Raw genomic sequence first — 18,309 nt, forward strand, 5'->3', positions numbered from 1 at the left:
AGTATGTTAAATTTATGTATGAAATATTTTACCTGTGTAAGATATATATTGTATTACTTTCATTAATAAAAAGACAGAAAAAGAATCGTCTTTTCTACTCCAACTAACCATAAGCGACATCTTACCATACCAGAGTACATGAGAACCTAAATCACGTTCACTTCCATTTCCAGTTCTATTCCAAATTTTTCAGCAACTGACTGTTGGATTTCTACAGCGAGATTCTTGAGGTCTAATCCCTTCCCATTTCCATAGTTTACCAATACGAGGGCCTGATTTTTATGCACCCCGATCTCACCAGTAGTTTTACCCTTCCATCCACAGCTTTGTATGAGCCAGGCGGCAGGTACTTTCACTTCGTTGTTGGGCAGTTCGTATCCGGGTATTTCAGGAAATTCCGCTTTTAACCCTTCATAGTCTATTGCCCCAATAGTTGGATTTTTAAAGAAACTTCCGGCATTGCCAATTTCTACAGGATCGGGCAACTTAGATTGTCGGATTTTTATTACCGCCTGACTCACATCTTTAATGGTCGGTGTGGCAATACCTGCAGAGGTTAACGTTTCTTCTATCGCTCCATAAGATGTATTCAATACAGGTTTTTTGGAGAGCTTTAGGCTTACTGAAGTGATTACGTATTTGCCCTTTAGTCCAAGTTTGAATACACTCTGTCTGTATCCGAATTGACAGTCCTCTAGTCCGAATGTTTCAATTTCAAAAGTTTCTTTATTTAATGCCTCCAAAGACTCAAATACATCCTTTATCTCTACTCCGTAGGCTCCAATATTTTGCATCGGAGCTGCCCCAACTGTACCGGGTATCAGAGAGAGGTTTTCGATTCCACCATAACCATTATCCACAGCATACAGCACCAGCTGATGCCAAACTTCACCAGCACCCGCTTTCAACACCACACTATCATTATCTTCGGTTATTCTTTCTATCCCGTGTATAGAATTTTTAATGACCAACCCTTGATAATCGGATGTAAACAACACATTTGACCCTCCTCCCAAAATTAGTTTTGGGAGTGCTTTGTGTTGCTCATCTTTTAAAATGGAAATTAGCTCACCTACATTATGGATTTCGATGAAATAACTGGCATTTACCGCTATGCCAAAAGTATTGTAAGGCTTAAGGGGAACGTTTTTTTTTGTCTTCTGCATACATTAAAAACAACTCTATAAAGGGTTTGCAATTTAGTCAGACTAATGAGATTATTTACCCTTTGAGAAAATTACAACAAAATCTAAACCACAAAAATGGGAATACATTGCACATTTAGCTACTGCTACTTTCCATTGAAAATCAATTATTTACACTAAAAACATCATCAATTTTTAGCCTGTTCACTTCTTATGCCTCCTATTTTATTATTTTGAGCGAATAAGAAAATCATCTGATTGATTATAAGTTCTTTAATGTGGATAAAAATTGAATAAAGGACTATGACGTGAAGCATATTTTTGTATTTTTGCAGCACTTTAAAATCACTACATGAGCGAGGAAAATAAAACGAACAAGGGAGATTATTCAGCAAGTAATATACAAGTCTTAGAAGGACTGGAGGCAGTAAGAAAAAGACCAGCGATGTACATTGGAGATGTAGGGACAAAAGGGCTACATCACATGATTTGGGAGGTCGTTGACAACTCTATTGACGAGGCACTGGCAGGCCATTGTGATACCATCAGTGTAACTATTCACGAAGACAATTCGGTTTCTGTAACAGACAATGGTCGTGGTATTCCTACCGATTACCATGAAAAAGAAAAGAAATCTGCTTTGGAAGTGGTAATGACAGTACTTCACGCCGGAGGTAAATTTGATAAAGACACCTATAAAGTTTCAGGAGGTTTACACGGTGTAGGTGTTTCTTGTGTGAATGCCTTGTCAACAGATCTTAAAGCGACAGTTCATCGAAAAGGAAAAATTTACGAACAAGATTATAAAATTGGAGTTCCTACTGCTCCTGTTAAAGAAATTGGCACTACTGATATCAATGGCACCACCATCCATTTTTGGCCTGATGCCAGTATATTTAATTCAACTGAGTATAAATATGAAACGGTAGCTACCAGACTGAGAGAATTATCTTTCCTTAATGCTGGAATTACAATTAACCTGACTGATCGCCGTGAAAAAGAGGACGATGGCAGTTTCAAGTCGGATTTATTTTTATCTGAGGGAGGATTGGTTGAGTTTGTCGAGTACCTGGATGTATCAAGGGAAAAACTAATTCCTGAACCAATATATATGGAAGGGGAAAAAGGTGGAATACCAGTTCAAGTTGCAATTTCCTACAATACTTCTTACAGTGAAAATGTGGTTTCGTATGTGAACAACATCAACACCATAGAAGGCGGTACTCACGTTGCTGGATTTAGAAGAGCTTTAACGAGAACATTGAAAAGTTATGCTGACAAGTCTGGTCAGTTAGATAAATTAAAAATAGATATCAATGGAGATGATTTTCGTGAAGGGTTAACAGCAGTGATTTCTGTAAAAGTAGCAGAACCGCAGTTTGAAGGACAAACCAAGACAAAACTTGGTAACTCTGACGCCATGGGAGCTGTAGATACTTCAGTAAGTGAGATTCTCAACAACTACCTTGAAGAAAACCCTAAAAGTGCCAGGTTAATAGTACAGAAGGTGATTCTAGCTGCTCAGGCAAGACATGCAGCTCGCAAGGCACGTGAGATGGTGCAGAGAAAGAATGTACTTTCAGGAACTGGTTTACCGGGTAAGCTGGCCGATTGCTCTGAAAAAGATCCTTCTTTGTGCGAAATCTACCTTGTTGAGGGAGATTCTGCCGGTGGATCTGCCAAGCAGGGACGTGACAGGAAATTTCAGGCTATACTTCCATTAAGAGGTAAAATCTTAAACGTAGAAAAAGCTCAGGAACACAGAATTTACGACAATGAAGAGATTAAAAACATGATCACTGCATTGGGAGTTAAATTCGGGACAGAACAGGATGAAAAAGCATTAGACATGCAAAAATTAAGATACCACAAAGTGATCATCATGACGGATGCTGATATTGACGGTAGCCATATCAGGACTTTGATCTTAACATTCTTTTTCCGATACATGAGAGATTTGATCGACAAGGGGTATTTATACATTGCACTTCCTCCACTCTATTTACTAAAGAAAGGAAAACAAGAAAGATATGCATGGTCAGAGGAAGATCGTGTAAGGGTAACCCGGGAGTTGGCTAAGGATGGCAAAGAAGATTCTGTAGGGCTACAAAGGTACAAAGGTCTTGGAGAAATGAATCCTGAGCAGCTTTGGACAACTACTATGAACCCTGAATTTAGAAGTCTCAAGCAAGTAACAATCGATTCAGCTGCAGAAGCAGACCACTTGTTTTCCATATTGATGGGAGATGAGGTAGCTCCCCGCAGAGAATTTATTGAGAAAAATGCGAAGTATGCAAAAGTCGATGTGTGATTTTTGCAGTTAACAATATAGACAAAGCGGTTGGGTTTTCTCAACCGCTATTTTTTTATCCTCACCGTACTCCAACTTGCCTCTAGTACTGGTTTTGCATCAATATATCCTTTCCCTTTTTGGACAATAAGATCCTTTTTCAAATGAATATTTTTGATTTTATAAGTTACCATTTGATCAAAATATACCGGTTCAAGAAATTTAGCGATATCTACTTTGACCAAACCAAACAACCCATTTGTGAAACCTGTTTTTCGCACTCCCGCTCCTCCACATTGGATGATAGATTCTATTAACATAACCTGAGGAACATGCAACAGATCCGATTTTCCTTGAAAGATCTTATGAGATTGTTTGAAAATGTAAGTACCTACTACTTCATCAACATTAGCAGATAAAATTTCATCAAAAAATAAAAAAGCTTCTCCATGAGGAAGAAGTTTACTTTCCATCACTCACAATTGCACCATCTTCCAACCGAACTATTCTTGATCCGTATTCGGCATTTTTCTCTGAATGGGTCACCTGAATGATGGTCATACCTTCATCGTTGAGTTTTTTAAACAGATTCATGATTTCTTCCCCTTGTTCAGAATGAAGATTTCCCGTAGGTTCGTCTGCCAGAAGCAGTTTCGGCTTGCCTATAAGGGCTCTTGCCACTCCCACCAGTTGTTGTTGCCCTCCGGAAAGCTGGTCAGGAAACAAGTCTTTTTTTGCTACCATCTGAAATTTATCAAGCATTTCTGCTACCAGGCTTTGTCTTTCTTTACTTTTTACTCCCCGATAAAGCAAAGGCGTTTCGATGTTTTCATATACAGTCAGTTCATCGATGAGGTGATAAGCCTGAAATACAAACCCAATGTACTCTTTGTGTAGGTTTGAGGTTTTTCGTTCACTAAATTTATGAACTGGCTCATCCAGAAAATAATACTCACCAGCAGAAGCCTTATCAAGCATTCCTATGATGTTCAACAGAGTAGATTTCCCTGAACCAGATGGCCCCATGATGCTTACAAATTCTCCCTCTTTGACCACAAGGTCTATTCCTTTTAAGATAAAAGTTCTCCTAAATCTGGACTCTATGTATTTATCAGCATTCTTTAATGTAATCATGAAATTTGACTGAAAAGTGAACCTACTTTTTTTTCAAATATAGCCTTATCGTCTTAAAGTTTGTGAACCAAGTTTGAAAATAAAACTACATTGCTGATTATTGCCTTTGCGAATACATTCAATGTCGTAACAATGAATTAATTTGTTTCGTTGTTACGGACAATCAAAATTCTAAACTTATGTATAAAATTATTTTTACCGTACTTTCTCTAGTATTAATTCAATCTCAGATTTTCTCTCAAACAATGGACTTTGAGACATACAATCCACCATCGACACTGGTTGTACCTGAGCATGAAGTAACCAGGGCTAAGTTTCCTTTTATCGACGTACACAATCATCAAAGCACCAGTGATCGTGACCTTGGCCCGTTGGTAAGTGAAATGAACGACCTGAACATGAAGGTAATGGTGAACCTTAGTGGTAAACGTGGAAGTAAAGAGCGTTTACTGAACGGTATCAAAAACGTGAAAGAAAATTATCCAGACAGGTTTATAATTTTCACCAATATCGATTTCAGTAATATAGACGATCCAAACTGGTCAGAAAATGCAGCGAAAATATTAGAAGAAGACGTAAAAGCCGGGGCAAACGGTTTGAAAATTTTTAAAAGCCTTGGGCTTTATCATAAGGATAAAAATGGAAATAGAATAGCAGTTGACGACCCTAGAATTGATGCCGTCTGGGCCAAATGTGGGGAACTGGGAATCCCGATACTAATCCATGCAGCCGATCCTAAGCCATTTTGGTCTCCCCACGATGATCAGAACGAGAGGTGGCTTGAATTAAAATTAAGATCCGGAAGAAAAAGATCGGATACAGATCCTGCTCCATGGGATCAAATCATCGGAGAACAGCACAATGTATTTAAAAAACACCCCAAGACTAAATTTATCAATGCCCATTTGGGCTGGTATGGAAACAATCTGGACAAACTGGGAGAGTTGATGGACAAATACCCTAATATGTATTCGGAAATCGGAGCTGTGATTGCAGAGCTTGGCAGGCAACCCCGAAGAGCAAAAGAATTTCTAACCAAATATCAGGACAGGGTAATGTTTGGCAAGGATTCATACAACAAAGAAGAATATTACACCTACTTCCGGGTATTGGAAACTGCAGACGAGTATTTCCCCTACTACAAAAAATACCATGCCTATTGGAAAATGTATGGGCTGGATTTATCTGACGAAGTATTGAGGAAAATATATTACAAAAATGCTTTGAATGTGATTCCGAATATTGACAAGTCGTTGTTTCCTTGATATTTATAAAAAACCTGTCAGGTTTCATTCCCCAACTCCTCTAAGGCTATAAATATTTGATGAGTTTAAGTGAGCAAACCTGACAGGTTTCTTCGTCCATATTATTTAAAACGATCTGACAAATCCAACAACTCTATCTTCCTAAACTGTACTCCATGGCTTTCGGCTTGTAGTGCGATATACCCTTCTTTCAAGGATTTCCCTTCATTTTGCACAAACCAGGATAAATCATCTACCCAGGGACGTTTTCTGTCACCCCTCTTCTCCCATCCACCTATATGTGGCTTGGTATAGGTCAGAGCGGTATCGCCTTCTACTACATGGTGTACGATCGAGTCCCCTAATACAATCGCCTCAATGTTGACCCATTTCTCACCAGCTGGTGCTTTATAGGTTGAATAAAGCATGTGGTTTTTATGTAATACTCCTTCAGCATATACGTGGGTCCCGGGAGAAGCTAAATTCCCATTCGTTCTCTTTTCCCCTTCCACTTCACCGAGAAATTGTAGTTCTATGGATGCCGGAAAATCCTGATTGAGTTGTTGCTCTTGTGCAGATTGAGAATGCAACATCACTCCACTGTTAAAATTTTCCCATACTTCCCCTCCAGGCAATTGCTCGCCCACAAAACGGTATTCAATTCTTAAACGATAATGTGAATAGGGTTTTTCGTAATATAAGTGGGCATATTTTTTATCAAAGGTTTCGTACTCGCTATAGTCCACTTTCAAAATACCATCTTCAACTTTAAAGGTGTTTTTATAATTTTCATTGATTTCCAGACCCGAAAACTTTATATCCCATCCAGAAAGATCTTTACCATTGAATAATTGAATCCAATGTTCCTGATTTTGGATTTTAGATTCACTGCCTGAGCAGGAAAAAAGCATGGCAATTACGGACACGCTTAGTATTGTTGATATTGAAATTCTCATGCCTAAAAGTACAATAATTATTTGATTGATCAATGCTCTGGTCTGTTCCTGTCCTCTTTAGGGTTCATCCCCTAATGAACCACAATAGAGAATAATGATGATACGAGTAATTCTGTAGATATTAGAACACTCCCTCCATATCAATCAGGGATTTGATATTTATGCGGTTGAATTATCAATTTTATTTGTGAACTTTGAACACAAAACGTTCCTTAGAAAGGTTTTAAATGTCAAATCAAAAATCATTTTCACAGATTTTGAGATACCTGCTACTCATTTTGGTTTTTCTTGTACAACATGCTGTCAATGGTCAAAAAACTGTACTAAGTGGAGTGTATCAGGGTCAGAGTCTCTACATTCAGAATCCATATCTGGTAAGTGAGCATAAATATTGTATTGATACCATAATCGTCAACAAGCAGGATATATATATCAACCCACAGCTTTCTGCGGTCAAATTAGATTTCGGAAAAGAGATGCTCTTTGCGCCAGTAATGGTAATGATCAAGCATAAAGAAAATTGCAAACCGAAATTTATAAATCCGGAAGCCATTTTGTATCACAGCTCTTTCAAGTTTGATTCGCTGGTTGTAAACGATTCTTTAATCAGGTGGCATACCAAAGGAGAAAAACTTGAAGGTCTGTACAGCATTGAAAAATTGAATGGTACATACTGGCAAGTTATGAATACAATAAAACCCAAAGGACAATTCGAAGGAGCAGACTACATCTATTTTCCCGAATTTGACAAGGGTGGCAATAGATTTCGAATCAAATACTCTCTTCCAGACAATAGATACATCTATTCAGGAGAAGTGGAAATGTTTTATTTTGCCAAACCAATTACTTTTTCTCCTAAATCGGTCATAGATGAAATGGTATTATCGCAGTATGCAGATTATCAAATCATGGATTTGAAGGGAAACGTTATAGTGAGCGGATCAGGGAAGGTTATTCCACTCAGAAAACTAAAAAGAGGTGATTATTTCATTTATCTGGAAGGAGATACAGAATCCTCTGCGGTCACTTTTCCCTTCAATAAAAAATAAAAAACATTTAGTGCCCTGACCTGATTCCATCCACAATTTAGGATTCATTACTTTTTGCCTGCCAGATGATGATGGTCATAATACCTGAAAACTCCATGCGGACGACATGACAAATTCATTCCCACGGTTATATTGAAGATGTCAATACTTTTAATCTTTATTACCAATAAAGACTACTCGTTTATGAATTTACTCAAATTCAATAATTATATTATTAACATTGCGGTGAAATGAAATAACTATACTGAATTGTCATTTAGAACCCTTTTAGTGGTGAAAATAGATTCAGATTCTAAAAAGGCTTAACTATCACGAATGAAGATTTCCGCTTCTATTTACTCCAATAAAGAAAGAACAGTTGAAGATTTGGCTCAAGAACTGGACAGTTGCCATATCGACTATTTTCATGTCGATTGCAATGACGACCTTTTGGTATTCGACGATGTAAGTAGAATCAGGAAAGTCAGCAGCACTCCTATTGACATGCACATCATCAGTGATACACCTGAAAAGTATTTTGATAAAATACTGGAACACAAAATAGAGTTTGTCTCTTTTCAGTATGAAAACATAAAAGGAAAACTTGATTTTCCAGAAACCAATGACACCCAATTTGGATTGGCAATAGTGTCAGATACGAGTGTTGATGTATTCGAAGAGTACAAAGACGATTGTGATTTTGTGCTGATCATGACCACTACGCCGGGTCAAAGTGGTGGTAAATTCAGACCTGACAATTTCAGAAAAGTACGAGATTTTAGAAACAATTATCCGGGAAAGTCCATAGAAGTAGATGGAGGGGTAAACGATGAAGTTGGTTTTATCCTGAGAATGATGGGCGTGAATTCTGTAGTTTCAGGTTCGTATCTTGTCAATCATGAGTCGATTGCGACAGCATTGCTTCATCTAAAAAGCTCAATTATTCATTCCGATTTTAAAGTGAAGGATTTTGCAATTCCGGTAGAAAATTGCCCTACGCTTGTCGATGGTGATTATAAAATGACCGACATCATTCGTCAAATAGACGATTACAATCTGGGGTTTACTTTTATTACAAAAAGTACAGGAGAGTTTGTCGGCTTATCCAGTAATGCCGACGTACGTCATGGAATGCTCAGACATTTGGATGACCTCAACGCCATAGAATCGGAGGACATCATCAATAGAAATCCCGTGACCATCAATGAAAACAGCACGATTTCAGAGTTACTACATTTAATTCAATCAAAGAAATTTTTAATATCCTTTCTGCCAGTGGTCAATGACCAAAATAAACTGACAGGGGGGCTTTCGTTCATCAACTTAATAAGAAGCGAATCATGATCATCCACTTAAAAGAAAACATATCCGACGACAAAGCAATAGAACTGGCAGCCAAAGCTTCTGCCATTTATTATAAAAAAGACGGGTTCTACGTATTGATCACAGGATCGGCACAAAAAGAAATCAATCCTGAACTGGAACCTTATGCCGATGAATATTTTGCAATGAGCTCCGACATCCAGTTGGCGAGCAAAGACTACCGACCTGAACTCAGGGAGATCACCTTAGGCAAAGCAAAAATCGGTGGGAAAACAAACAATACTTTGATGATCACCGGGCCATGTTCTATCGAGTCGATGGAGCAAATTACTCAAAGTGCAGAGTTATTAAAAAAACACAACCTGACTACCCTAAGAGCTGGATGCTATAAGCCGAGAACTTCTCCCTACTCATTCCAAGGTCTGGGCTTGGAAGGATTGAAAATGCTTAGCAAAATCCGTGATGAGTATGGCTACAACATCATCACAGAAGTGAGGGATTCTACTCATATAGATGAGGTAATCGAATATTCTGATATCATTCAGGTTGGGGCAAAAGCCATGTACGATCAGGGCATCTTAAGGAAATGTGGCAAATCAGGCAAACTGGTATTGATCAAACGAGGTTTTGGAACGACACTACAAGAGTTTGTTCAGTCTGCCGAATTTGTACTGTCAGGTGGCAATGAAAATGTAATGCTTTGCGAAAGAGGCATCAGGACTTTTGAAACCAAAACAAGGTTTACGCTGGATTTGTGCGGAGTGGCCTGGTTGAAAGAAAACACCAATTTGCCCGTCATATTAGATCCCAGTCATGCACTGGGCTATCGTTACGGCATTGCAGACTTAACCCGTGCCTGTGTGGCTATGGGTGTTGACGGGCTTTTAATAGAAAGTCACCCTGACCCTTCAGTCGCCAAATCAGACGCAGCACAACAACTGAATTTTGATCAATTCACTACAATGTTCGAAAGCTTACAGCCAGTAGCCAATGCTGTTGGTAGAAATATCATCTAATCCAAAACCTTTATACTTTTCTACTTTCAAACCTTTAACTCAGTAAATGAAACCAACATTATTAGTACTTGCAGCAGGAAGAGGCAGCCGGTTTGGCGGAGCAAAACAAGTAAGTGAAATGGGCCCTTCGGGGGAAACCATTATGGAATACAGCATCCACGATGCGCTACAAAGCGGTTTTGGTAAAGTGGTCTTAGTAATTAACAAACAGGTTGAAGCCGATACCATTGAGATCATGTCCAATACAAATATTGATCCTTCACTGATTTCCTATGCTTATCAGGATTTGTTCGTTGAGCATATAAGCGATAACATTCAATCTGAAAGGTTGAAGCCTTGGGGCACTGCTCATGCTATTTTATCGGCTGAGAAATTGATTGGTACCCCATTTGCCATGATTAATGCGGATGATTTTTATGGTCGTGATGCATTTAAGACAATGGCAGACTTCCTTTCAACTGTAGCAATAAAGGACTCTTCCAAATACAGTATGGTCGGTTATGATTTGATCAATACTTTGTCAGACAATGGCAAAGTCTCCAGAGGAATATCTGTAAGCGATGACAATGGTTATTTGACTTCAATAACTGAAACCCACAATATTTTCGCTGATGGGAATAAAATTTTATGTTCAAGTGACTCTGATGAAAATGTAGAAGTAAAGGAAGGTCTGGCATCAATGAATTTTTGGGGATTTAATCCCAATATTTTCAAAGAAATGCATGAGCAATTTCAGTCCTTTCTATCCTCCACTCCTAACCTCACCAAAGACGAATTTCAAATTCCGTCTGTCATTGACAAAATGATCAAAGACGGTAAAATCACTGTTTCTGTATTGCATTCAAAAGCCAAGTGGTTTGGAGTGACCTATAAAGAAGACCGTCCAGTTGTTGTAGAAAAATTATCAGAATTCGTAAAGGAAGGAAAATATAAAAGTCCGTTGTGGAAATGACGATCAGTTGGCAATTACTAATTTGTGGCTTTTTATATGCTTCAATAGAATTACCATTAACCGAATATGATAATACCCTTGAAATAAAAGATACCTTTCAAATGCCAAATAAAATCAGTGTGGGAGACACCATTCCAAACTTCACCTTGTTAGATCAAAACAGTAAAGAGGTTTCTATTACGAATAAAATTGGACAACCATTGGTCATCTACTTTTATCCAAAAGATGACACTCCGGGCTGCACCAAGGAAGCTTGCTCCTTTAGAGATCAATACGACGTTTTTGGAGAATACGGTACAGAGATTATCGGCATTAGTTCAGATTCCCCTGCTTCTCATCTTAAATTTGCAAAAAAATACAATCTCAATTTCATCTTGCTCAGCGATGAAAAGGGTGAAGTAGAAAAACTCTTTGGTGTCCCCCGTTCTGTATTAGGGCTTATTTCCGGTCGGGTTACCTACATTATAGATAAAAACGGAGTTGTCAGACACGTATTCAATTCCCTTTTTAATGCTGAAAAGCACGTAGAAGAATCCCTTCGGATTATCAAATCCATGGAGTAAAACATTCCTAAATCAATCATTAATCTGTCCCGAAAACGGCTAGATGGTTTTGATTGAAACCTTCGAAAGCTTTTATTTGTAGTCATCTACACCATAAAATCAAACAAATGCCAAATAAAACAGCAGTCGTATCAGGAGGAACCAAAGGAATAGGAAAAGCCATTGTCGCCAAATTTATGGAAAATGGATTTGATGTCATCACTTGTTCCCGAAACCAAAACGATTTGGATGCACTAAAAGATGAAACTGTTGCAGCTACTTATCAGGGAAAACTATTCACTTTTAAATCTGATTTGTCTAAAAAAGATGAAGTGATAGATTTTGCGAAATACATCCAAACAAAATCAGATCATGTGGATGTATTGGTAAATAATGCCGGAGTTTTTCTTCCAGGTGAAATGAGCACGGAAAAAGAAGGTAGTTTGGAATTCATGATAAATACTAATCTCTACAGTGCTTATCATTTGACAAGAAGTTTGATTCAGGGAATGATCGCAAGCAAATCAGGAGATATTTTTAATATCTGTTCAGTGGCTAGTAAAATGGCCTATCCCAATGGAGGTTCATACAGTATTTCAAAATTTGCGATGTATGGTATGTCTAAAGGATTGAGGGAAGAGCTAAAGCCACATGGCATCAGAGTTACTGCTGTGCTGCCCGGAGCGACTTATACAGCAAGCTGGGATGGTGTTGACCTGCCTGAAGATAGATTTATCAAGCCTGAAGATGTGGCAGAAGCGGTATGGTCTGCCTATTCGTTATCCAGAAATTCAGTGGTAGAGGACTTAATCATCCGTCCACAGTTAGGAGATATTTGATCTTAAAACCTTCCAAAGATTTGAAACCTTTGGAAGGTTGTTCTTAAACTTTTAATCCTGATCCAACGCTTTATCGATCAAAAAAGCAATGTGCTGGCGGTGAGCCTTGCTTGCAGTATCACCATAAGCACTACTGGCCGTTTTTTTAATCGACTTAAGATTGTAGAGTGCCATCGACTTTGCCATGTTAGTATAGGCACTTTTAGCATCTATTATCCCAATAAGTCTTTTCACATATTCTATTTGGAGGTTTTGCCTGAAAGAATTTACTGATTTATAGGCATCCGCCTTAAAAATAGCATTGTTAAGATCAGCCATGTATTCAGAAAGGCTGTATTTGTTTCCATATAATTCACTATCAGAAATTCTTTGCAAAGTGTTCACATGAAGAATGTGAGACAAAATATCTTTTTGAGAGGACAATACCCTTGCATGCAGCTTTGGATCTTCCGGGCCCGAAAAGAAATTAAATCCTCTGCGTTGCAATGCCATATAGTTGTACAACTCAGAAGGAACGGCATATGCATCAGGAGAAAAAATGTATTCAGAAAGAGCATTCATTGCCCTTTTTTGGTCTGCATAAGCAACAGGAGTATATGGTTTAACTGTCTCTTGCTGGCCCACCATTGACCTGTCCACATAGACACCACCAATAAATCTGGAGATCACCCTGCCTGCAATGGCATATTGACCGGACAATATGCTAAATGCCTGTGTCAGCTCCTGATAGGATTTTCCTTCAACACTGTACTTTTCTTTGATTTTTCCCATCAGGTTGTTCACAATTTTAAACCTGTCAATGGAATAGCTTATCTGATCATTGGAAAGGTCTCCAATCATCACTCTTGGATCTATTGCTTTTCCGGCTGACCGCATATCATCTGCATCATTTCCAAAAATCAATTCCGGATCTGTAGATTTAGAAAGGATTTTTTCCAATTCATCATCTGTATTAACAACAGAATATCCAAATTCAATCGCCCATTTATCATAAGGGCCTACTGCCACATCATAGTATTGTCCCTGTTTGCTTCTGCCAAGGGTTAAATTGATGGCAGTGTAGTCCATCACAGAACCAGTCAGACATTTCCCTTTTATAAAATTTTTATCAGCAAGCTGCTCGGGTGTAAACCTCTGGCTAGCTTTCATGTTGTGATTGAGTCCCAAGGTATGGCCAACTTCATGCATTGTCAATGCAATCATGGATTCTTCCTGCATTCCTTTCAAATCTTCCTTTGAGGCTCCTTCCGCCATCAATAGTGCTTGTCCGAAAAGGGTATTTGATTGAGTCAGATATCCCATGCTGCAAAGTTCTGGAGTCAGTTCTTCAGAGCTTATCTCATATGTATTATAAGAATAGCCACTGGTAATATTGAAAAGCTTGTCGTATTTCACCCTGTTGGTATGGTGTACAAACTCAAGCATGATATCAGCACCTAAAATTTGTCCCGTACGTGGATTGACAAAACTTGGCCCATATCCACCGAATGGAGGATTAGCAGAAGAAGTCCATCTCAACACATTATAGTTAATATCACCAGCATCCCAGGTAGCTGTATCAGGCTGCACTTTTACTGCCATTGCATTCTTAAAGCCTGCCTGCTCAAAAGCCTTGTTCCATGCCAATACTCCTTTTTTTATGGCATCTCTGAATTCGTAAGGCGTGGTATTCTCTATCCACCAGGTAATTGGTTCTACAGGTTCGGACAGGGTGGCATTCTTGTCTTTCTTTTCCAGATTCCATCTATGCACCAAATCCATATAAGGTACAGCTTCTTTGGTGGTCATATCTGTCACTTTAGTAGTAAAATAACCAACTCTGGGGTCGTCTATCCTCGCCTGATAATTATTTTCAGGTACTGCTATAAAACTATGCTGTACCTGAACACTGATGTATCTCGAGTCAGTAATGGCATCAGTATCAATTGGATTGGGTTTTTTATTGTCAAATGTATATTCTACAACTACATCTGAGTTTTCTTCATAGTTTCTGATGTCAACATATTTTGTTTTATCACTACTCAATCCACCAAGTTTAAAGGCTTTAGGATCTTTTGAAAATGCCGTCACATCAATAACACCCAGTACATCTTTCAAAAATAACGCATCTGCTTTTATCAGGTATTGCCCTTCTTCCGGGCTTCCAGCTTCTATTTTTCCGGAAAACATGATGGCATTAGATATATTGGCATCAGCCGCCCTGCTCAAAGGATTCTCAGGATCGAAATACAACGAGGTATTTTGACTGACAAATTCAATTTTATCATAATACTTCCGGATTTTAAATATCTGTGAACCACGGAAACTTCCTTTGTTCATACGCCCTTCTACTATCCCATTTTCGAAATAATAGAAATGAATGTATTCTTTATCGAACTGATCTTCTTTGATAAGTATCTTAAGACTCCCGGAAGTGGAGTCTCTATAAAAAGTAAACAAACCATCTATAGCTTCATGCTTTTTGATCGCATCCGCTACTTTTTTTGGTCCCTTATCTTCCTTTTTTTCTGTGGTAGTTTTTTCTGCCGCTTCATCTTTTTTCTTTTTCTTTTTTTGTGCCTCCACATCAGGTGTAGCTACAATCATGGCAACCAATACCAATCCAATAAGATATAAAACCTTGTTTTTCATCAATCTATAGGTTAAAGTGAAAATTATAGATGCGTAATTTAAAGTACTTGTTTGATCTGTCACATCACAAGAATTTAAGCGGTAATATTCATTGATAAGTAGCTCAATTGAAGAAAAATAAAGGTTAATAGCACAGGAAACAATAGATTATTCTCATTTCACAAACAACATACAAAGCTCACACATGACCACATGATATATTTCAAACTGCAATTGTCGTAATTCCATTTTGGTCATATTAGATTTGCATATCAATGGAAATAGCTAAAAAATACTGTCGCAGCTTAATCTCTTACCTTAGAAGAGAAACAGTAGAAGTGAAAATAGGAAATGTTCCTATGGGTGGAAGAAATCCCATTCGCATCCAATCGATGACTACTGTAGATACCATGGATACGAAAAATTCTGTGGCTCAGTCCATTCGGATGATTGAATCCGGATGTGAGTATGTAAGAATTACAGCACCGAGCATCAAAGAAGCTCAGAATCTGGAAAACATAAAAAAAGAGCTTCGACATAAAGGTTACCAAACTCCTTTGATAGCCGACATTCATTTCACACCAAATGCAGCGGAGCTGGCAGCCAAAATTGTGGAAAAAGTTCGGGTAAACCCAGGAAATTATGCTGATAAAAAGAAATTTGAAAACATCGAATATTCTGATGAATCTTATGCACAGGAACTAATAAGGATAAAGGAGAAGTTCACTCCTTTAGTGAAAATATGTAAAGAGCACGGTACTGCAATGAGAATTGGTACCAATCATGGTTCCCTTTCAGATCGGATAATGAGCAGGTTTGGAGACACTCCATTAGGAATGGTAGAGTCTGCTTTAGAGTTTTTAAGAATTTGTGAAGAACTGGAATACTACGACATAGTATTGTCTATGAAATCCAGCAATACCAGAGTAATGGTTCAGGCGTACAGACTGCTGGTTCAAAAACTGAAGGAAGAAGGTTTGAAACCATACCCCATTCACTTGGGTGTAACAGAAGCAGGGGATGGTGAAGATGGCCGTATAAAATCTGCTGTAGGGATTGGTACGCTACTCGAAGATGGCATAGGTGACACTGTTAGGGTGTCACTGACCGAAGAACCGGAATTTGAAGCTCCGGTAGCTCAGGCATTGGTTGATAGATATTTGACAAGAACAGTTTCAAAAGAGCAGGCCATTGTAGAAAAAAATCCGATAGACCCGTTTGCTTACCATAAAAGAGAAACACGTGAAATTCTAAATATTGGTGGTCAGAATGTACCACGTGTGGTTGCTGATCTAAGCCATTTAGAAAATATAGAAATTCAAGATTTGAAGAATATCGGGCACTTTTACTTGCCCGAACCAGACAAATGGAGGATGAATGATACCGGGGCAGATTTTGTCTTTACCGGAAATCACCCTGTTTCTTTCATGTTGCCAAATGGCCTGAAAGAAATTGTAAATTATATCTACTGGGGTGAAAATCAGAATAAGCAGAACATATATCCATTATTAAGTACAAAAGAGTTTAATGAAAATATTCCATTGCATCCTGAGTTAAATTTTGTTGCAATAGATACAAATGATATCTCTTTTATTAATAAGATAAAAAAAGATCAAAACATAGTGTTACTTTTAAGTACCACCGAAGATCATGCTATGGCCTCACTTCGATATCTTATATTCGAATTGATACGAAGCGAAGTGAATCTACCTGTAATTATCCGCAGAAACTATGCCGGATTAACTGAAGAGCAATTTCAATTATATGCCGCTACAGATATAGGAGGGCTGTTAATTGATGGCTTGGGAGATGGTGCAATGCTAAACTTAATGGCCGAAGGAAAATGTCAAACCAAATTATCCAATAGCACTGCATTTGGAATTTTGCAGGCAGCAAGAACTCGAATGACCAAAACGGAATACATTTCCTGTCCTTCTTGTGGCCGTACTTTGTTCGACTTGCAAGAAACTACCGCAATGATCAGAAAACGAACCGATCATTTAAAAGGGGTGAAAATAGGCATTATGGGCTGTATTGTAAATGGCCCTGGAGAGATGGCCGATGCTGATTATGGCTATGTAGGATCGGGCAAAGGAAAAATCACATTATACAAAGGTCAGGAAGTCATTAAAAGATCCGTACCTTCCGCTCATGCTGTCGATGAGCTGATCGAAATAATAAAATCAGATGGAGCATGGGTTGAGCCGGAAGCCCAACCAGTGCTCACATGATGATCTTATTTCAACAATACTCCTAAGGTAAATCCAGCACTAAACGCCATGGGAAAGTCATTGTCTCCTGCTGAAAACCCATAAAAATATCCTTGATCGTCATCGTTGGAAAATCCATACCCCAAGCCAACATGCCAGTCCAGGGACATTATTTTACCCAGTACGACTTGCTTCCCATAATTGATGAGCAAAGCTGCTGCAGTAATTGATTTTGATGATCTGTCAAATTCTTCATGTCCAAATATAGATAGTGCAAGTTCAGGTCGGATATAAGACCCTCTCAGCAAATGCGTTCCAAATGTACCTTCAGTGGCATAAGCTGGTTTTAATTTGAATTTAGGGCCTACTTTAACGAATACTCCATTATCCCTGTAGGGTTCATCTATTTTTTTACCCAACCCAATAATTCCTATTTTAGCTTCTATACTGGTAAAGTTTTTCAGGTATCGCTCATAGCCAAAAGTAGTATTGCCGGTAAGTGGTGAAAAGAATTCGATTTTAATGACAGACTTCTTTGTGAGTGAGTCAGGTTCGAGGGTTACTGCCTGACCTAAAACAGAGAAACTCAGCAAGCTAAACAGAAAGAATATTGAGAAATTTTTCATGTGATTTATTGTTTGATATTGTAGTAATGATGTCAAGAAATAAACCACTGCCCCCTAAATTAAAAAAATTATATTTCACAGTTACTCATAGATGCGTTTGCATCAACAGCCTGGCCAATGAATAAAATCCATTAAAGCTTTTTCGTAACCAGGCTTTCCATTTAACTTAGTCAAAAAATGGTATGAAAAGCGACAAACCACAAAAAGACGAAAGCTCGATCAAAGAGTATTTTTCTATAGGGGAGGTTTTCACTTATTTCTTTAGAAAAAAAAGTGATAAAAAAGAGACCAACATCAACCTGAGAATGATGCACGGTGTAAATAAATTTTCGATTATTGCTTTTTTACTTGGAATGACTTTTTTCATTCTCAAAAAAGTATTTTTTCACTGATC

At 38.2% G+C, this 18,309-nt stretch carries 16 protein-coding genes; 10 read left to right on the top strand and 6 right to left on the bottom strand.

The annotated features are described in order from the left end of the window. Positions 1-146 precede the first annotated feature (146 nt). Positions 147-1,166, bottom strand: a complete 1,020-nt coding sequence (gene murB, locus AAOP42_RS09475; protein ID WP_349528255.1) for a UDP-N-acetylmuramate dehydrogenase — start codon at positions 1,164-1,166, stop codon at positions 147-149. Positions 1,167-1,497: 331 nt separating this feature from the next. Here murB and gyrB point away from each other — a divergent pair, with 331 nt between their 5' ends. After that, positions 1,498-3,456 carry a DNA topoisomerase (ATP-hydrolyzing) subunit B gene (gene gyrB, locus AAOP42_RS09480; protein ID WP_349528256.1) on the top strand — a complete coding sequence of 653 codons (1,959 nt, stop codon included), beginning with the start codon at positions 1,498-1,500 and terminating at the stop codon, positions 3,454-3,456. Between the two features lie 47 nt (positions 3,457-3,503). Here gyrB and AAOP42_RS09485 read toward each other — a convergent pair whose 3' ends face one another. Further along, on the bottom strand, positions 3,504-3,908 hold the full coding sequence (locus AAOP42_RS09485) for a 3-hydroxyacyl-ACP dehydratase FabZ family protein (protein ID WP_349528257.1): 405 nt from the start codon (positions 3,906-3,908) through the stop codon (positions 3,504-3,506). Further along, positions 3,898-4,569, bottom strand: coding sequence for an ABC transporter ATP-binding protein (locus AAOP42_RS09490; protein WP_349528258.1), 672 nt, complete (start codon positions 4,567-4,569; stop codon positions 3,898-3,900). The genes AAOP42_RS09485 and AAOP42_RS09490 overlap by 11 nt, the downstream gene beginning before the upstream one ends. Positions 4,570-4,748: 179 nt before the next feature. Here AAOP42_RS09490 and AAOP42_RS09495 point away from each other — a divergent pair, with 179 nt between their 5' ends. Continuing rightward, positions 4,749-5,834, top strand: coding sequence for an amidohydrolase family protein (locus tag AAOP42_RS09495; RefSeq protein ID WP_349528259.1), 1,086 nt, complete (start codon positions 4,749-4,751; stop codon positions 5,832-5,834). Positions 5,835-5,935: 101 nt separating this feature from the next. Here AAOP42_RS09495 and AAOP42_RS09500 read toward each other — a convergent pair whose 3' ends face one another. Further along, the gene (locus AAOP42_RS09500) at positions 5,936-6,769 is read right to left on the bottom strand and encodes a 3-keto-disaccharide hydrolase (RefSeq protein ID WP_349528260.1); all 834 of its coding nucleotides are present in this window, start codon (positions 6,767-6,769) and stop codon (positions 5,936-5,938) included. Between the two features lie 227 nt (positions 6,770-6,996). On the opposite strand from AAOP42_RS09500, the gene AAOP42_RS09505 reads away from it, so the two are divergent. The 6 genes from AAOP42_RS09505 (at position 6,997) to AAOP42_RS09530 (ending at position 12,469) form a co-directional block, all read left to right on the top strand. After that, on the top strand, positions 6,997-7,818 hold the full coding sequence (locus tag AAOP42_RS09505) for a hypothetical protein (protein ID WP_349528261.1): 822 nt from the start codon (positions 6,997-6,999) through the stop codon (positions 7,816-7,818). 315 nt (positions 7,819-8,133) lie between these two features. Next, positions 8,134-9,141 carry a CBS domain-containing protein gene (locus AAOP42_RS09510; RefSeq protein WP_349528262.1) on the top strand — a complete coding sequence of 336 codons (1,008 nt, stop codon included), beginning with the start codon at positions 8,134-8,136 and terminating at the stop codon, positions 9,139-9,141. Then, a complete protein-coding gene (locus AAOP42_RS09515) occupies positions 9,138-10,136 on the top strand; it encodes a bifunctional 3-deoxy-7-phosphoheptulonate synthase/chorismate mutase (protein WP_349528263.1) in 999 nt (332 codons plus the stop codon). The genes AAOP42_RS09510 and AAOP42_RS09515 overlap by 4 nt, the downstream gene beginning before the upstream one ends. Positions 10,137-10,182: 46 nt before the next feature. Beyond that, positions 10,183-11,088: a nucleotidyltransferase family protein gene (locus AAOP42_RS09520; RefSeq protein WP_349528264.1), complete on the top strand. Its 906-nt coding sequence runs from the start codon at positions 10,183-10,185 to the stop codon at positions 11,086-11,088. Between the two features lie 101 nt (positions 11,089-11,189). Next, positions 11,190-11,651, top strand: a complete 462-nt coding sequence (locus AAOP42_RS09525; RefSeq protein WP_349528265.1) for a peroxiredoxin — start codon at positions 11,190-11,192, stop codon at positions 11,649-11,651. A 107-nt stretch (positions 11,652-11,758) separates the two neighbouring features. Next, a complete protein-coding gene (locus AAOP42_RS09530; protein WP_349528266.1) occupies positions 11,759-12,469 on the top strand; it encodes an SDR family oxidoreductase in 711 nt (236 codons plus the stop codon). Positions 12,470-12,520: 51 nt separating this feature from the next. Here AAOP42_RS09530 and AAOP42_RS09535 read toward each other — a convergent pair whose 3' ends face one another. Then, entirely contained in the window at positions 12,521-15,100 is a 2,580-nt protein-coding gene (locus tag AAOP42_RS09535; RefSeq protein ID WP_349528267.1) for a zinc-dependent metalloprotease, read from the bottom strand. 254 nt (positions 15,101-15,354) lie between these two features. Between AAOP42_RS09535 and ispG the strand changes: the two genes are divergently transcribed. Beyond that, a complete protein-coding gene (ispG, locus tag AAOP42_RS09540; RefSeq protein ID WP_349528268.1) occupies positions 15,355-17,310 on the top strand; it encodes a (E)-4-hydroxy-3-methylbut-2-enyl-diphosphate synthase in 1,956 nt (651 codons plus the stop codon). 5 nt (positions 17,311-17,315) lie between these two features. Here the strand turns inward: ispG and AAOP42_RS09545 are convergent, their stop codons facing one another. Then, entirely contained in the window at positions 17,316-17,915 is a 600-nt protein-coding gene (locus AAOP42_RS09545) for a hypothetical protein (protein ID WP_349528269.1), read from the bottom strand. Positions 17,916-18,097: 182 nt separating this feature from the next. Between AAOP42_RS09545 and AAOP42_RS09550 the strand changes: the two genes are divergently transcribed. Continuing rightward, on the top strand, positions 18,098-18,307 hold the full coding sequence (locus AAOP42_RS09550; protein ID WP_349528270.1) for a DUF6728 family protein: 210 nt from the start codon (positions 18,098-18,100) through the stop codon (positions 18,305-18,307). The last annotated feature ends 2 nt before the right edge of the window (positions 18,308-18,309 follow it).

Origin of the sequence: Reichenbachiella sp. MALMAid0571, assembly GCF_040151475.1 — a bacterium.
Taxonomy (GTDB): Bacteria; Bacteroidota; Bacteroidia; order Cytophagales; family Cyclobacteriaceae; genus CAXBNB01.

Bases quoted from the DNA above. Each gene is read 5' to 3' on its own strand.
- murB (WP_349528255.1), bottom strand. From the start codon at position 1,166: ATGCAGAAGACAAAAAAAAACGTTCCCCTTAAGCCTTACAATACTTTT.
- gyrB (WP_349528256.1), top strand. From the start codon at position 1,498: ATGAGCGAGGAAAATAAAACGAACAAGGGAGATTATTCAGCAAGTAAT.
- AAOP42_RS09485 (WP_349528257.1), bottom strand. From the start codon at position 3,908: ATGGAAAGTAAACTTCTTCCTCATGGAGAAGCTTTTTTATTTTTTGAT.
- AAOP42_RS09490 (WP_349528258.1), bottom strand. From the start codon at position 4,569: ATGATTACATTAAAGAATGCTGATAAATACATAGAGTCCAGATTTAGG.
- AAOP42_RS09495 (WP_349528259.1), top strand. From the start codon at position 4,749: ATGTATAAAATTATTTTTACCGTACTTTCTCTAGTATTAATTCAATCT.
- AAOP42_RS09500 (WP_349528260.1), bottom strand. From the start codon at position 6,769: ATGAGAATTTCAATATCAACAATACTAAGCGTGTCCGTAATTGCCATG.
- AAOP42_RS09505 (WP_349528261.1), top strand. From the start codon at position 6,997: ATGTCAAATCAAAAATCATTTTCACAGATTTTGAGATACCTGCTACTC.
- AAOP42_RS09510 (WP_349528262.1), top strand. From the start codon at position 8,134: ATGAAGATTTCCGCTTCTATTTACTCCAATAAAGAAAGAACAGTTGAA.
- AAOP42_RS09515 (WP_349528263.1), top strand. From the start codon at position 9,138: ATGATCATCCACTTAAAAGAAAACATATCCGACGACAAAGCAATAGAA.
- AAOP42_RS09520 (WP_349528264.1), top strand. From the start codon at position 10,183: ATGAAACCAACATTATTAGTACTTGCAGCAGGAAGAGGCAGCCGGTTT.
- AAOP42_RS09525 (WP_349528265.1), top strand. From the start codon at position 11,190: ATGCCAAATAAAATCAGTGTGGGAGACACCATTCCAAACTTCACCTTG.
- AAOP42_RS09530 (WP_349528266.1), top strand. From the start codon at position 11,759: ATGCCAAATAAAACAGCAGTCGTATCAGGAGGAACCAAAGGAATAGGA.
- AAOP42_RS09535 (WP_349528267.1), bottom strand. From the start codon at position 15,100: ATGAAAAACAAGGTTTTATATCTTATTGGATTGGTATTGGTTGCCATG.
- ispG (WP_349528268.1), top strand. From the start codon at position 15,355: ATGGAAATAGCTAAAAAATACTGTCGCAGCTTAATCTCTTACCTTAGA.
- AAOP42_RS09545 (WP_349528269.1), bottom strand. From the start codon at position 17,915: ATGAAAAATTTCTCAATATTCTTTCTGTTTAGCTTGCTGAGTTTCTCT.
- AAOP42_RS09550 (WP_349528270.1), top strand. From the start codon at position 18,098: ATGAAAAGCGACAAACCACAAAAAGACGAAAGCTCGATCAAAGAGTAT.